Annotated in this window: 14 protein-coding genes; 7 read left to right on the top strand and 7 right to left on the bottom strand. The window is 69.6% G+C overall.

The window, feature by feature from the left end; genetic code table 11:
• Positions 1–17 precede the first annotated feature (17 nt).
• The 3 genes from ACRWNM_RS04575 (at position 18) to ACRWNM_RS04565 (ending at position 3252) form a co-directional block, all read left to right on the top strand.
• Positions 18–791, top strand: a complete 774-nt coding sequence (locus tag ACRWNM_RS04575; protein WP_431963808.1) for a glutaminyl-peptide cyclotransferase — start codon at positions 18–20, stop codon at positions 789–791.
• A gap of 89 nt (positions 792–880) precedes the next feature.
• A complete protein-coding gene (locus tag ACRWNM_RS04570; RefSeq protein WP_431963806.1) occupies positions 881–2725 on the top strand; it encodes an MFS transporter in 1845 nt (614 codons plus the stop codon).
• The gene (locus tag ACRWNM_RS04565; protein ID WP_431963804.1) at positions 2722–3252 is read left to right on the top strand and encodes a DUF2771 domain-containing protein; all 531 of its coding nucleotides are present in this window, start codon (positions 2722–2724) and stop codon (positions 3250–3252) included. Before ACRWNM_RS04570 ends, ACRWNM_RS04565 begins: the two co-directional genes overlap by 4 nt.
• Before the next feature lie 95 nt (positions 3253–3347).
• On the opposite strand, the gene ACRWNM_RS04560 is transcribed toward ACRWNM_RS04565, so the two are convergent.
• Positions 3348–3773: a cold-shock protein gene (locus ACRWNM_RS04560; protein ID WP_431964515.1), complete on the bottom strand. Its 426-nt coding sequence runs from the start codon at positions 3771–3773 to the stop codon at positions 3348–3350.
• Positions 3774–3976: 203 nt separating this feature from the next.
• Between ACRWNM_RS04560 and ACRWNM_RS04555 the strand changes: the two genes are divergently transcribed.
• Together ACRWNM_RS04555 and ACRWNM_RS04550 are read left to right on the top strand one after the other, a co-directional pair.
• Positions 3977–4219, top strand: a complete 243-nt coding sequence (locus ACRWNM_RS04555) for a hypothetical protein (protein ID WP_431963802.1) — start codon at positions 3977–3979, stop codon at positions 4217–4219.
• Between the two features lie 376 nt (positions 4220–4595).
• Positions 4596–5228, top strand: coding sequence for a resuscitation-promoting factor Rpf1 domain-containing protein (locus ACRWNM_RS04550; protein WP_431963800.1), 633 nt, complete (start codon positions 4596–4598; stop codon positions 5226–5228).
• Positions 5229–5309: 81 nt separating this feature from the next.
• On the opposite strand, the gene ACRWNM_RS04545 is transcribed toward ACRWNM_RS04550, so the two are convergent.
• Entirely contained in the window at positions 5310–5498 is a 189-nt protein-coding gene (locus ACRWNM_RS04545; protein WP_068056142.1) for a hypothetical protein, read from the bottom strand.
• 269 nt (positions 5499–5767) lie between these two features.
• Here ACRWNM_RS04545 and ACRWNM_RS04540 point away from each other — a divergent pair, with 269 nt between their 5' ends.
• Positions 5768–8065 carry a helicase-associated domain-containing protein gene (locus ACRWNM_RS04540; RefSeq protein ID WP_431963798.1) on the top strand — a complete coding sequence of 766 codons (2298 nt, stop codon included), beginning with the start codon at positions 5768–5770 and terminating at the stop codon, positions 8063–8065.
• Here the strand turns inward: ACRWNM_RS04540 and ACRWNM_RS04535 are convergent, their stop codons facing one another.
• Positions 8066–8593, bottom strand: a complete 528-nt coding sequence (locus ACRWNM_RS04535) for an LppU/SCO3897 family protein (RefSeq protein ID WP_431963796.1) — start codon at positions 8591–8593, stop codon at positions 8066–8068.
• 288 nt (positions 8594–8881) lie between these two features.
• Here ACRWNM_RS04535 and ACRWNM_RS04530 point away from each other — a divergent pair, with 288 nt between their 5' ends.
• Positions 8882–9721 (top strand): hypothetical protein, encoded by an 840-nt coding sequence (locus ACRWNM_RS04530; RefSeq protein ID WP_431963794.1) that lies wholly within the window; start codon positions 8882–8884, stop codon positions 9719–9721.
• A 7-nt stretch (positions 9722–9728) separates the two neighbouring features.
• Here ACRWNM_RS04530 and ACRWNM_RS04525 read toward each other — a convergent pair whose 3' ends face one another.
• The 4 genes from ACRWNM_RS04525 to ACRWNM_RS04510 form a co-directional block, all read right to left on the bottom strand.
• Positions 9729–11120 carry a M1 family metallopeptidase gene (locus ACRWNM_RS04525; protein WP_431963791.1) on the bottom strand — a complete coding sequence of 464 codons (1392 nt, stop codon included), beginning with the start codon at positions 11118–11120 and terminating at the stop codon, positions 9729–9731.
• A gap of 72 nt (positions 11121–11192) precedes the next feature.
• Positions 11193–11831: a LysE family translocator gene (locus ACRWNM_RS04520; protein ID WP_431963789.1), complete on the bottom strand. Its 639-nt coding sequence runs from the start codon at positions 11829–11831 to the stop codon at positions 11193–11195.
• A gap of 57 nt (positions 11832–11888) precedes the next feature.
• Positions 11889–12557 (bottom strand): DUF3239 domain-containing protein, encoded by a 669-nt coding sequence (locus tag ACRWNM_RS04515; protein ID WP_431963787.1) that lies wholly within the window; start codon positions 12555–12557, stop codon positions 11889–11891.
• Between the two features lie 40 nt (positions 12558–12597).
• Positions 12598–14256, bottom strand: coding sequence for a DNA repair helicase XPB (locus ACRWNM_RS04510; RefSeq protein WP_431963785.1), 1659 nt, complete (start codon positions 14254–14256; stop codon positions 12598–12600).
• Positions 14257–14427: the final 171 nt, after the last annotated feature.

Raw genomic sequence — 14427 nt, 5'->3', positions numbered from 1 at the left:
GGCCTACATTTTGCCGTATGGAGCTGAATCCGCGTGCGTTGGCCATCGGTGTGCTGGTCGGTTCGCTCCTGACGGGCGGTTGCGGCGACGCCGAGCCGGAGCCGCCGGGGCTGCGGATCGAGGTCGTCGGCGTCCGTCCACACGATCCAGGGGCCTTCACACAGGGGCTCGAGGTGGACGGCGACACCCTGTACGAAGGCACCGGGCTGCGCGGCCGCTCCACCGTGCGCGCCACCGATCTGCGGACGGGCGCCGAGCTGACCCGCGTCGAGTTGCCGGAGCCGTATTTCGGTGAAGGCATCGCCAGAGCGGGCGACACCCTGTGGCAGCTGACCTGGCAGGACGGCGTTGCCTTCGCCCGCGATCCGGTCACCCTCCACACCCGGACAGAGGCCGCCTATCAGGGTGAGGGCTGGGGACTGTGCGCCCGCGACGGCCAGCTGGTCATGAGCGACGGGACGAACACGCTGACCTTCCGCGATCCGGTCACCTTCACGCCGACCGGTTCGGTCACCCTCCGTGGCCAGAGGGGTGCGCACCTGAACGAACTCGACTGCGCCGCGGACGGTTCGGTCTACGCCAACGACTACCCGACGAACCGGATCCTGCGCATCGACCCCGATTCCGGCGTCGTGCTCGGCGTCGCCGACGCCTCCGCGCTGCTCACCCGCGAGCAGCGCGCCGACGCCGAGGTGCTCAACGGGATCGCCCAGCTGCCCGGCACCGATCGCTTCCTGATCACCGGGAAATACTGGCCGGCCATGTTCGAGGTCCGTTTCGTGCCCGCCTGAGCCGTCACGGGACGCGAGGAACGTCACTTCTGGCCCGCACCGTGGAGCGCCGGTGAGTTCCTGTCGGCGCAGTACGACAGAATTGAGGGGTGACTACTCCGCGCGATCCCTTCGGTCCCGAGCGTGGTCCATGGGATGGCGAGGAAGCGCCGATCGAACGGCATCCCGGCTACGACCGGTATCCCCCGCCCAGCGCGCCGTCCGGGCGCAGACCGCTGCCGCCGCTGGATCCCCGCCGCCACGCGCCGCAGCGCGACCCACTCGGTCCGTTGCGCAAGACGCCGCCCGAACTCGATCCGCCCGGACGGACGGACAGGCCGCCCGCCCGCTCCGGTCCGCCCGACGAGCCGACCCGCAAGACCCCGCGCCGCGTCTTCCCGCACACGCCCGCGCAACGGCCCGCCGACACCAAGCGCTTCGAGGCGCAGGACCGGCCCCCCGAACCCGAACGGCAGGAACCCGCCGCACCGCCGAGCGAGCAGCGCGCTCCGCGCAAACTGACCGTCACCAGGGTCGCCGCACTGCGCGGCAAGGAACTCACCGAGAAGGGCATCGCCACCTTCCAGCGCGCCGCCAAGGCGGACGGCGCGGACAAGTCCGGCCTCACCGCGCTGACCTACGCCACCATGGCGAACTTCGCGCTGGACGCCGCGATCGCGGTGGCACTGGCCAACACGCTGTTCTTCGCCAGCGCAACCGCGGAGAGCAAGTCCAATGTCGCGCTGTATCTCTTGATCACCATCGCGCCGTTCGCGGTGATCGCGCCGCTGATCGGCCCGCTGCTCGACCGTCTGCAGCGCGGCCGCAGGCTGGCGCTGGCGACCTCGTTCGGGGCGCGCGCCGTGCTCGCGGTGGTGCTGATCATGCAGTTCGACACCTGGGCGCTCTATCCGCTCGCGCTGTGCATGATGATCGGCAGCAAGTCGTTCTCGGTGCTCAAGAGCGCGGTGACACCGCGCGTGCTGCCACCGGATATCGACCTGGTGCGCACCAATTCCCGGCTCACCGTCTTCGGTCTGGTCGGCGGCACCATCGGCGCCGGAACCGTCGCCGCGCTGATCGCGACCATCGCGGGCTCCACGGGGGCGCTCGTGCTCGCCGTCCTGATCGCGGGCGCGGGCACCTATCTGAGCCTGCGCATCCCGAGCTGGGTCGAGGTGACCGAGGGCGAGGTGCCCGCGACACTGAGCTATCACGGCGACGACGCGCACACCGAGGTGCTGCGCCAGGGCGCGCAGTCCGCGGTGCCCGCACGCAAACGCAGGCAGCCGCTCGGCCGCGCCGTGGTGACCGGACTGTGGGGCAACGGCGCCATCCGCGTGCTGACCGGTTTCCTCACCTTCTACGTGGCGTTCGTGGCCAAGGCGACCGAGCATCGGCCGGTGCAGCAGGCGGCGATGCTCGGCGCGGTCGGCGCGGCCGCCGCGATCGGCAACTTCACGGGCAACGCCACCGGCGCCCGCCTCGCCCTCGGCAGGCCATCGCTCATCGTGCTCGGCTGCACCGCCGCGTGCACCGGGGTCGCGATCTTCGCGGTGTTCGCCGACAACCTGCTCGGCGCGGCGGTGGCCACCCTGGTCGCGGCGGGCGCGAGCGCGCTGGCGAAGGTGTCGCTGGACGCGTCGATCCAGGACGACCTGCCGCCGGAGTCGATCGCCTCCGGATTCGGCCGCTCGGAGACCGTGCTCCAGCTGAGCTGGGTGGTCGGCGGCGCGGCGGGCGTGCTGCTGCCGACCGACTACTGGAAGGGTTTCGCGGTCGTCTCCGGAATACTCGTGCTCGGACTGATCCAGACCTTCGTCAGCTATCGCGGCCACTCGCTGTTGCCCGGCTTCGGCGGGAACCGGCCGCAGCACGCGGAACAGGAAGTGCCCGCGGCGCGTAAACCGCACGGCGACAGCATCCAACGAGAAACGGGAGATCCGATCTGGTGAACAAGCTCACTGGCCGCACCATCGCCGCGCTGTCCGCGGTCGCGCTGTTGCTGGTCGCCGCCACGGTCGCCGTCGTGGTGACCGTGACGGTGCGCAACGCGCCCGACCACGACCCCGAGATCACCGCCTACGCGCACGGCAGGTCGGTCACCGTGCCGCCGTACCAGTACTGCGACATCAGGATCGTCGGCGAGGACCAGCTCGACCTGTCCAACTGCCGCGGTGGCGAATCCATCGATCTCGAGGTTCCCGCGGGTTATCCGCTGCAACTGTCGCTGCCCCGTTCGATCGCCGACGCGCCGTGGCTGGCGCAGCTGGTCTACGCGCTGCCGAACGGCGACGTCGTGGACCGCGTGGTGAGCCACAACGACTACCCCGAGGGCGCGCTCGCGCTGACCATCGATTCGCGGCCGCTGCCCGAACTCAGGCTCATCGGCGTGGAATTGCAGCTGCCGGTGCCCGCGATCGACGAGAACGGCAGGGAGACAACCGTTCCGCACGCCGCTTGGTCGATCCGCACGGCCTGATCGCTCGATCCGCCGGGCGCACACGGCATCCCGGCGGATCGGTCACGACAGGGACCGGATCATCGGCGCTCGACCGAGCGAGCGCTCGCGGCTCGTCAGTGGTCGAGCTCGCGCGCGACGGCGCGGACGACCTCGGAAATGGTGCGCGCGGACTTGCGATCCGGGTACCGGCCCTTGCGGAGGTCCGGCTGCACCTTGGTCTCCAGCAGGGTGATCATGTCCTCGACCATCCCGTGCAGCTCGTCGGGCGTGCGGCGCGGGCCGGTGGGCTCCTTGCGGGCACTGCGGTCGCGCTCCTGGCCCTGCCGCACCGACGGCGGCGCCTCGAGCAGCTTGAGGCTGAGCGCCTGCGGACCGCGACGGCCCGCGGCCATGCCGAATTCGACACGCTGCCCGGGCTTCAGGCCTTCGACACCGTCGGGCAGCGCGGACGAGCGGACGTAGACGTCCTCACCCTCGTCCTGGGAAAGGAAGCCGAAGCCCTTTTCGACGTCGTACCACTTCACCCTGCCGGTCGGCACTGCGCTCACCCGTTCATCATTCGACACCCGGACCCGGTCGGTCCGAGCACACCTGTCTGCTCGAAACTGCGCGACGAATTCCCGCCGGGAGCAGTTCCTGTCAGTTTGCGTAAAGAACGCGCCCCACAAGCCTGTAGGACGCGATTGTCATCGAGTCTACCCCGGTGGCGATAACCGAAGCACATCAGTTTTACCGTCGAGAGGTGACGAACCCTTCCGTACCGCCGCCGCCGAGCAGCTCGCCGCGCCGGTCAGGAGATTGGTTGTTGAAGCTCGCGCTCGGCCTGTTCGCGGTCGGATTGCTGGCCATCATCGCGATCTTCCTGACGCCGATCCTCACCGACGGGCAGCCGGGACTGTGGCTGTATCTGCTCGCGATGCTGACGCCCGTCGGTTTCCTCTGCGCGCTCGTGTTCGCGCTCTGGTCCGGCCGCCGGTCCAGATGACCGGCAACTGGGTACCCGAGCCTTTCGTTACCCACCCTGCGGTGTGATCCTCGTCACATCAAGCACGGGTCACGGACCGGCAACGGACCGGAGCCATCCGTGCGCCGCGGCTTCTAGCTGCGCGGAAGCGATTTCGCAGCGGCCGAGACCACATCGAGACCGACGGGTACACGCCGGTTATCAAATAGTGATTTTTCGCGGCGATCGACGTACGGTCTATCCCAGCCGGGACACCCGGCACCACCGGCCCGCCGCACCGAACCTCGCCCCGCGGGTACCGGACCCCGACGGAAACAGGGGCGGGGGCGGGACGGACGACCTCTCAGTCCGAACCCGAGCGAAACCTCGCAGGTGCGGACGAGAGGAAGAACCCGATATGAGTGGACGCCATCGCAAGCCGACCTCCACCGGGCGCACCGTAGCCAAGGTCGCCGTCACCGGCGCGATCTTCGGCACCGCAGGTGTTGCCCTCGCGGGAAACGCCAGCGCGGCTCCCGACTCCGACTGGGATCGCCTCGCGCAGTGTGAAGCGGGCGGCAACTGGGGCATCAACACCGGCAACGGTTTCCAGGGCGGCCTGCAGTTCTCCCCGAGCACCTGGAACTCCCACGGCGGCCAGGAGTACGCGGCCACCGCCAACCAGGCCAGCCGCGAAGAGCAGATCGTCGTCGCCGAAAAGGTCCTGGCCTCGCAGGGCTGGGGCGCTTGGCCCTCGTGCTCGTCCAAGCTGGGGCTCAAGAGCTCACCGAGCCAGCGCAGCGCTCCGGCCACCGTCGACACCCCGCGGTGGGCCCCCGAGGCATCCGCCCCGCAGCAGGCGCAGGCCGCCGACGCCAACCAGGAGATCTTCCAGGCCGTCGACCGCGCGATCGCCGCGGTGCAGCAGCAGGGCGTGCAGATCCCGCAGCCCGCACTCGATTTCTTCAACGCCGCCAAGGCGAACGGGGTCACGCTGGACCCCACGGTCGTGAACTTCTACGAGGCGAACAAGGGCCTGCTGCCCTCCTGAGTTTCGCCGTTCACGAACAAGGCCCCCGCATCAACGAGGATGCGGGGGCCTTGTTCGTACCTACGGCCGTGATCGGCGAGATCAGCGGTTGATCACCGTCTGAGGGTGCACGTAGGCCAGTTGCTCGGCCGGGACCGGGAACTCGGTGTCCTCGCCGTAGGGCGACAGGCCACCGGAACGGGTCGACGAGAGCTCAGTGACCGCGTGATCACCATCGGCCACCTGGGGCCAACCGTTGTCGACATAGGGTTTCTTCGATTTGTTCACCACGCCCTCATGCTAGCGGGAGGTGCAAACCCCCGCGTTCGAGCCTCCTTCCCCTCTGACCTGCTCGAGCCGGGTCGCGCCACCGGAGAACCTCCCGCTCCGCCGGCAGCGCTGATATGCCTTACGCGACGACAGATTTCGCACGGCCCGGGTAACTCACCGGGGACGAGCCAACTCAGCCATCTCCTTGCCGCCGGCCGCCAACGCAACCCAGCCCCGCACCTGAGCCTGGCCTTGAACGCGGAGAGGCGGGACAGATTAGGCTGGATTGGATGACCGTGACCAGTGCCCTTGCCGCGTGGCTCGGCGCGCGCAGCGATGACCAACTGGTGCACCTGCTGCAATTGCGGCCCGATCTCGCCGTGCCGCTGCCATCCTCGATGGCGGTGCTCGCGGCCAGGGCCGAACAGCGCGCCTCGGTGCTGCGCGCCACCGACGATTTGAACACCCTCGACTTCGCCCTCGTGGAAACGCTTGCGGTGCACGGTGCGACGCGAGCGCCGGGCGACAGCACGCCGCTGACCCGCAAGGCGTTGCACGCGCAACTGAAAGGACGCGCGACCAAGGCCGCGATCGAGGAGTCGCTCGATCGGCTGACCGCCCGCGCACTGGTCTGGCTCGACCGTGACGATCTGCACCTGGTCGCCACCGCGGCCGAGGCGCTGCCCTGGCCGATGGGCAGCAGCACCGAGCTGCCCGACGCGCTCACCGAAGCCGAGACCACCGCGGCGCTGGCCGAGATCTCCCCCGCCGAACACGCCCTGCTCGAGAAGCTGGCAGGCACCGGTCCGCGCGGCCGCACCAGGGACGCCGCACCCGGCACCCCCGCCGACCGCCCGGTCCAGCAGCTGCTCGCCCGCCGGCTGTTGCACCGCATCGATGACGAGACCGTCGAGCTGCCGATCACCGTCGGCCAAGTGCTGCGCCGCGAGCCGGTGAGCCATCCGCATGCCCTCATGCCCCCGAAGCCGGAGCTGACCAAGCAGGCCCCCGCCGAGGTCAACGCCGTCGCCGCGGGTGAGGTGGGCGAGCTGTTGCGCCATTGCACCGACATCCTGGAAGCGCTCGGACAAGCGCCTGCGCCCGCCCTGCGCGCAGGCGGGCTCGGCGTGCGCGAGCTGCGCCGCATCGCCAAGCAGACCGGCATCGACGAGATGCGGGCGGGCCTGCTCGTCGAGCTGCTGGCGGCCGCGAAGCTCATCGAGAAGGGGCAACCGGATCCACCGCCGGATTTCGACTCCGTGGACGACTTCTGGGCGCCGACTCCCGCCGCCGACGGATGGCTGGAGGGTCCGGCGGCCCGCCGCTGGACGGTGCTCGCCATGGTGTGGCTCGACCTGGACCGGATGCCGTGGATGATCGGCATGCGCGACGCCAACGACAAGCCGCTGGCCGCGCTCTCCCTGGAACTGCGCACCCCGACCGCGCCGCGCGACCGGCGCGCCGTCCTCGAACTGCTGGCCGAGTATCCGTCCGGCGCCGCCGTAGCCCCCGCCGACGTCGGCCGCATCCTGGCCTGGCGGCAGCCGCGCAGGCGCAGGCACTTCCGGCGCGAGGCGGTCGAGAACACCGTGCGCGAGGCGGCCGAGGTCGGTCTCGTCGGACGCGGTGCGCTCGGGTCGCCTGCCAGGGCGCTGCTGCACGGCGGGGTGACCAGTGCGGCCGATGCCGAGGCCGCCATGGAGGCGGCGCTGCCCGCCCCGGTCGACCATGTGCTGGTGCAGGCCGACCTGACCGTGATCGCGCCCGGTCCGCTGACGGCCGAGCTACAGCAGCGGGTCGCGCTCGTCGCCGACGTCGAATCGGCGGGTGCGGCAACGGTTTACCGAATCGGCGAGAACTCGGTGCGACGCGCGCTCGACGCCGGGCTCACGGCCGCCGAGCTGCACACGCTCTTCACCACGCACTCGCGCACGCCGATCCCGCAGGCGCTGACCTATCTCATCGATGACGTGGCCCGCAGGCACGGCAGGCTGCGGGCGGGCATGGCGCAGGCGTTCGTGCGCAGCGACGACCCCACGCTGCTCGCCCAGGTGCTCGCCGCGCCGGTCGCTTCCGCGCTGGCGCTGCGCGCGGTGGCCCCCACGGTCGCGATCTCCCAGGCGCCGCTGGGCGAGGTGCTCGAACAGCTGCGCGCGGCCGGTTTCGCGCCCGCGGGCGAGGATTCGGCGGGCGCGATCGTCGATCTGCGCACGCGCGGCGCCCGCATCTCGGTGCGCCCGAACGCGCGCCAGGCCTACCGGCCGACGCCGCCGAGCACCGAACAGCTCGAACTGCTCGTCGCCGAGCTCAGGGCGGGCGAGCGCGCGGCAAGCGCCCGCGCGGGCCAATCGGTGCGCACGGACGGCACCAGAACCAGCACGGCCGCCACTCTCGCGCTGCTGCAACTGGCGGCGCGAGTGCGGCGGCCGGTGAATATCGGCTATGTCGACGCCTCTGGCGTCGCGTCTCAGCGCGTCGTCGAGCCGTTGAAGGTCGGCAACGGGCAGCTCGACGCGTTGGACCCGGTGACAGGCGCGGTCCGGCACTTCACGTTGCACCGGATCGCGTCGGTCGCGCTGCTGGAATGATCAGCTGTTGGGCTTGCCCACGCAGAACAGGGTCTTGGGGTCCGAGACGGTGATGAACTCCTCGGCGCTTTCGCAGAGCAGTTCGTCGGTCTGACCGTCCACGCGCTGCAGGACCTTGAACGTGGCCTCGGTCGAGGAGCAGTCGACCCACTTGTACGGCGAGGTGCCGACGTCGTTGTAGCAGCTGCCCTGGGCGAAGTTGGGCGCTAGGCACAGGAACGCGGTGCCGCCGCTGGCCAGCTGCTCGGTGTAGCTGGTGTACTCCTTCGACGCGCATTCGGTCTGCTGGTCGAAGCTCTGGTGCACCTTGTACACAGCCTTGGGCGAGGAGCAATCGATCGGCTCGCCCTCGGTGGCGGTCGGCGAGTTGTCGGTGATGTTGATGCAGTCACCGACCTTCGTCTTGGCCACGTCGGACTTGGTTGCGTTGTCGATCGCCGAACAGCCGGTCACCGCGACCGCGAGCGCGGCCACCGCCAGGAGGGCGAGCACAACACGTGCCAGCAGCCTCGTTCCTGGGAACTTCACGGGAAAACCTCTCTCACCGAATTCGTTCACGGGCGTGAACGCGGTGAGGATACCTTCACGATCGCGGTGACCGCATCAGCCTCGTCGAACGGCGGGCGGTGGCTCAGAAGCCGGCGCCGTACATTCCCAAGATCGCGAAGCCGAGCACTCGCGGGAGCAGTTGACCGAGCAGTTGCAGACCAAAGTAGTTCACTAGCAATGCCTTCCGCAGATCGTCCACTTGGTGGACGTTCGTCCAATACGTCGACTGTGTCGTCCTCGAGCGGCGCGTCGTTACTCTTGGCAGGTATGACGCTCGAGGACGTCGCGGGCGAGCTGTACGCGGTGCAGCCCGCCGAGTTCGTCGCGGCGCGCGCCGCGCGGGTCGCCGAGGCCAAAGAGGCAGGCGACAAGGAGCTCGCGTCCGCCATCGGCAAGCTGCGCAAGCCGACGGTGACCGCGTGGGCCGTGAATCTGCTCGCGCGCTCGGTCCCGGACGAGGTGGACGGCCTGCTGCGGCTCGGCGACGCCCTGCGCACAGCGCAGCGCAAGCTGTCCGGCGAGCAATTGCGCACCCTCACCACGCAGCGGCAGCAGGTGGTCAACGCACTGGCCCGGCGGGCGGGGGCGCTGGCCGCCGAGGTGAGCAAGCCGCTGAGCGAAAGCGCGCTGCGCGAGGTGGGCCAGACGCTGACCGCGGCCCTCGCCGACCCAGAGGTCGCCGAGCAGGTGCGCACCGGAACGCTGGCCACCGCCGCGAGCTACGAGGGATTCGGCCCCGCGGGTCCCGCGCTGGTCGCGGTCGACGGCAAAGGCTCGGCGCCGTCGAAGAAGAAGGCGCGCGAAACGCCGAAGAAGCAGCCCGACGCGGAGGCCGAGCGGGAACTCGAGGACGCGCGCGCCACCCTCGAATCCGCCCGGGCCGCACTGGATTCGGCGCAGCAGCAGGCCGATGAGACGACGGCGCGGCGCACCGGGATCGAGGACAGGATCAGCGAACTACGCGCCGAACTCGAGCACGCCGAGCACGAGAAGCAGTTCGCCCGCACCGCCGAACGCGGCGCGCAGGAGCAGCTGCGCGCGGCGCAGCGTCAGCTCGACCGGGCCCAGCGGTGGGTGCGGCGGGCGCAGGATCGGGTGCGGGACTGACCCGAGGTCAGAGCCGCAGGTCGCCGGGGTACAGATATTCGTCGGCGGGCGGGGAGGTCTGGTTCAGCCACGCGTCGAAGAATCCCGTCAGATCCGTCCGGGTCTTCGACTGCACGAAGGTGCGGAACTCGGGCATCGAGGCGTTCCCGTAGGCGTGCCTGCCGAGGAATTCCCTGATCGCGCCGAAGAACACGTCGTCGCCGAGCTGCTTGCGCAGCGCGTGCAGGAACAGCGGGCCGCGATAGTAGACCGAGGTGAATTCGAAACCGGCGCCGGGATTTTCCAGCGGGATGTCCCAGAAGCGCTGCTTGTCATACCATTTCGCGATGGTCTCGCGATACTGCGCGTCGATGTCCTCGCCTTCCATCCGCTCCGGCCACAGGTACTCGGCGGTGTAACTGGCGAAGCATTCGTTCAGGCAGATGTCGGACCACTGCCGCACCGACACCGCGTCGCCCCACCACTGGTGCGCGATCTCGTGCACCACGGTGTGCAGATCGCTGCGCGGCGAGTAGATCGGACGGGTCTGGGTCTCCAGGGAGAATTGGATGTCGGCGTCGACGTAGATGCCACCTCCCGCGTCGAACGGGTACGGCCCGTAGAGCTGCTCGGCGAAATCGAGAATCTCGGGCAAGCGCTCCTCGTTCTCCCTGCTGTGCTCCGCATCGGGAGCGAAGGCACTCAGCAGCGGGGTGCCGTTGGCGCGCCACTGCTCGAGGAAGCTGAAGTGATCGATGGCGACGGTGGTCAGGTAACCGAGGACCGGCCTGCGCGATTCCCAACTGACGGTGCGCTTGTCGGCGAGCACCGTGTTCTGCGTGCGCAGCCCGTTGGACATGACCTCCCACTCGGCGGGCACCGTGGCGTGCAGCGCGAAGGTGGCCTTGTCCAAAGGGGTGTCGTTGAGCGGGTACCAGGTGGTCGCGGAGTGCGGCTCACCGGCGACGAACGCGCCGCCGCTCGGCGCGAAGGTCCAGCCTTCGCCCACGGTGCTCGTCATCTCGCCCGCGTAGTCGACGGTCACCGTGAAGGGCAGTCCGGGCAGGATCGGCAGCAGCGGGGTGACGGTGAGTTCGTGCTCGCCGTTGCGGTCGAAGGAGGCGGGCTGATGGTTGACCGAGACCATCCGCACCTCCGGCCCGGCGAAGTCGAGGTTGAACGCGCGCAAAGCCTGCGTCGCGACGGCGTCGATGCGGGCGGTGCCGGTGAGCTGATAGGTCGGCGGGTCGTAATCGATGGTGACGTCGTAGTGGCGCGCGTCGTAGCCGCCGTTGCCGTCCATGGGGTAGTAGGGATCGTCCAAGCCGGGGGCGCCGACGAACGGATCGGCGTTCGCGGGCCCGGCTGCCGTGAGCAGCAGGACGGCGACCGTGCCACACACCAAGCCGGACAACCTCATTCGACCACCGCCCCTTTCCACCACACCCCGAACTCCGGTACCGACGTACCGCGCACGTGGATGGTAGCCGGTTCAGTCCGCCGTGCCGCTGAGCGCCACCGACGCGCCGAGTCCGACGATCATCGCGCCGCCCGCGCCGCCGACGGCTTCGAGCCTACGCGGCGACTTGGCGAACCAGCTGCGGGCCGAGGCCGCCAGCAACGCCCACGCGCTGTCGGAGACCAGCGCGATGGCGAGGAACACCGACCCGAGGACGACGAACTGCCACGGCAGCGAACCGGAGGCCGGATCGACGAAATGCGGCAGCACGGCGGAGAAGAACACGATGCCCTTCGGGTTGGTCACCCCGACGATCACGCTCTGCCGGAAGACGCGTCCGTCGGCGACGGTGTCCGCGCTAGCGCCGAGCGCGTCGCGCAGCGCCTTGCGTTCCCGAATCGCCTGCACGCCCAGATAGACGAGGTACAGCGCGCCCGCGAACTTCACCACGGTGAGAGCCAACGATGACGCCGCGAGCAGCGTGCCGAGCCCGATCGCGACGAAGATCAGGCAGACCAGCACGCCGACGCAGTGGCCGACGGCCGAGATCAGCGCGGCCCGCCTGCCGAGGGCCAGCGCCCGTCCGACGGTGAACAACACGCCGGGACCGGGTATGACGACGATGAGAGTGGCTGCGGCCATGAACGCCACCAGGTTGGTCATGGGAACCATCGGGGCAGTCTAATTCGCGGCGCCGCCGACGCGGCGTGTCGCGCGAGACCCGCCGGGTCAGTTGCCGAGATCGTCCGGCAGCTGCTGCGGATCGAGCAGCAGGCGCTTGGCCGAGGTGCGGCGCACCTGCGCGGCGAGCGCGAGATTGTCGGTGAGCAGCCGCCATTCGACCTCGCTGATGGCGGCGCGCGCCCGCTCGATGACCCGGCCGTCCCTGGTCCCCCAGGCGATCGGCATGGCGCTCACCGACTGCCAGCGCTCCCCCACCTGGCGCGGTGCGCGGTCGGTGCGGATCGCGACCGAGGGCACCCGCTCGCCCGCCCGCTTCTGGTGGCCGGGCAGATCCCGCACCTTGCGGGTCACCAGTGCGTAGCGCGGATCGGTCGCTTCCGGTGTCGACACGTCGACGAGCGCGAGCAGCACGACCCCGGTCGGATAGGTCTCCGAGACCACGGCGGGCACGAGTTCACCGTCGGCGTAGAGGCGATCGATGCTGGACCGGTGCGGCGCCCACAGCGCCACCCACAGCGACGTCACCGTGCCGAGCGTGGAGGCGACCGCGAGCAGGTAGGACCACGGATGGCCCAGCCAGATCAGATAGGCCGTCACGGCGGCGGATACGACGGCCGCGGCGATCGCGACGACGCGCAACCGGCGCAGATCGGCGAACACTTCGTTCACCGCATGGGCATGCCTGCGGTCCACCGCGAATTCGAAGCGTCGCACGTTACTTTCCTAGCACACGTTGCGGAGGATTTGCCTCCGCTTATCCGATGGCAGGCCCGAGCAGGTCGTCGGCGTCCGTGATGCGGTAGGCGTAGCCCTGTTCGGCGAGAAAACGCTGGCGGTGCGCCGCGTATTCGGCGTCGAGGGTGTCGCGAGCGACCACCGAATAGAAGTGCGCCTGCCCGCCGTCCTGCTTCGGCCGCAACAACCTGCCCAGCCGCTGCGCCTCCTCCTGACGCGAACCGAAGGTACCCGAAACCTGCACCGCCACGGAGGCTTCCGGCAGATCGATGGAGAAGTTGGCGACCTTGCTCACCACGAGCACCGGAATCTCGCCGCGCCGGAACGCGTCGAAAAGTTCTTCGCGCTCTTTGGTTTTCGTGGAGCCCTGGATTACCGGCGCGTTCAGATCGGCGCCCAATTCGTCGAGCTGGTCGAGGTAGGCGCCGATCACCAGACTCGGCGCATCCTTGTGCTTGGCCAGAATCGATTCCACCACAGCGATTTTGGTGCGCGCGGTCGAACACAGCTTGTAGCGCTCCTCCGGCTCCGCGGTCGCGTAGGCCATGCGCTCGGCGTCGGTGAGCGTCACCCGCACCTCGATGCAGTCGGCCGGGGCGATCCAGCCCTGCGCCTCGATGTCCTTCCACGGCGCGTCGTAGCGCTTCGGGCCGATCAGCGAGAACACGTCGCCCTCGCGACCGTCCTCGCGCACCAGCGTGGCGGTGAGGCCGAGCCTGCGGCGCGACTGGAGGTCCGCGGTCATCCGGAAGACCGGCGCGGGCAGCAGGTGCACCTCGTCGTAGATGACCAGGCCCCAGTCGCGGCTGTCGAACAGTTCGAGGTGCTTGTACTCGCCCTTGGTGCGGCGGGTGATCACCTGGTAGGTCGCGATGGTGACCGGCCGGATCTCCTTGCGCTCGCCGGAGTATTCGCCGATCTCGTCCTCGGTCAGCGAGGTGCGGGCCAGCAGCTCGCGCCGCCACTGCCTGCCCGCGACGGTGTTGGTCACCAGGATCAGCGTGGTGGCCTTGGCCTTGGCCATCGCCGCCGCGCCGACCATCGTCTTGCCCGCACCGCACGGCAGCACGACCACGCCGGAGCCGCCCGCCCAGAACGAGTCCGCGGCCATCTGCTGGTAGTCGCGCAGATGCCAGTGGCCGCCGGTGTAATCGAGCTCGATGGCATGCGCCTCGCCGTCGACGTACCCGGCCAGGTCCTCGGCGGGCCAGCCGATCTTGAGCAGCATCTGCTTGATCCGGCCACGTTCGGACGGGTGCACCACCACGGTGTCGTCATCGATGCGCGCGCCGAGCATGGGGGCGATCTTCTTGTGCCGCAGTACCTCTTCGAGCACCGCGCGATCCAGGCTGACCAGCGTCAGGCCGTGCGCCGGATGCTTCACCAGTTGCAGCCTGCCGTACCGGGCCATCGTGTCGACGACATCGACCAGCAACGGCTGCGGGACCGCGTACCGGGAGAAGCTGACCAGAGCGTCGACCACCTGCTCGGCGTCGTGCCCGGCCGCGCGCGCGTTCCAGAGCGCCAGCGGCGTCACCCGGTAGGTGTGCACGTGCTCGGGCGCCCGTTCCAGTTCGGCGAAGGGCGCGATGGACTGGCGCGCCGCGTCGGCCAACTCGTGGTCGACCTCCAGCAGCAGCGTCTTGTCACTCTGAACGATCAGCGGACCGTCGGTCACAGTCTCTCCTCGTATCGGGCGGTGCGGACGTCGTTCGCCCGTGCGCGCCGGTTTCGGCGCTCATTCTCCCCTGGCCCACCGACAACCCGCAGGCTGCGGTGGGTGTGCGCAGCGGGGTCCGGCTCCGGAGATACCAGCGTAGGCCGCGTGCGTTTTGTTCCGTTGCGCTGG

It is taken from the genome of Nocardia sp. bgisy134 (assembly GCF_965341865.1).
In the GTDB taxonomy this organism is placed as follows: domain Bacteria; phylum Actinomycetota; class Actinomycetes; order Mycobacteriales; family Mycobacteriaceae; genus Nocardia.
This window is presented reverse-complemented; position numbering and strand designations above follow the sequence as displayed.

Bases quoted from the DNA above. Each gene is read 5' to 3' on its own strand.
- ACRWNM_RS04525 (WP_431963791.1), bottom strand. From the start codon at position 11,120: ATGAGGTTGTCCGGCTTGGTGTGTGGCACGGTCGCCGTCCTGCTGCTC.
- ACRWNM_RS04550 (WP_431963800.1), top strand. From the start codon at position 4,596: ATGAGTGGACGCCATCGCAAGCCGACCTCCACCGGGCGCACCGTAGCC.
- ACRWNM_RS04575 (WP_431963808.1), top strand. From the start codon at position 18: ATGGAGCTGAATCCGCGTGCGTTGGCCATCGGTGTGCTGGTCGGTTCG.
- ACRWNM_RS04520 (WP_431963789.1), bottom strand. From the start codon at position 11,831: ATGGTTCCCATGACCAACCTGGTGGCGTTCATGGCCGCAGCCACTCTC.
- ACRWNM_RS04530 (WP_431963794.1), top strand. From the start codon at position 8,882: ATGACGCTCGAGGACGTCGCGGGCGAGCTGTACGCGGTGCAGCCCGCC.
- ACRWNM_RS04540 (WP_431963798.1), top strand. From the start codon at position 5,768: ATGACCGTGACCAGTGCCCTTGCCGCGTGGCTCGGCGCGCGCAGCGAT.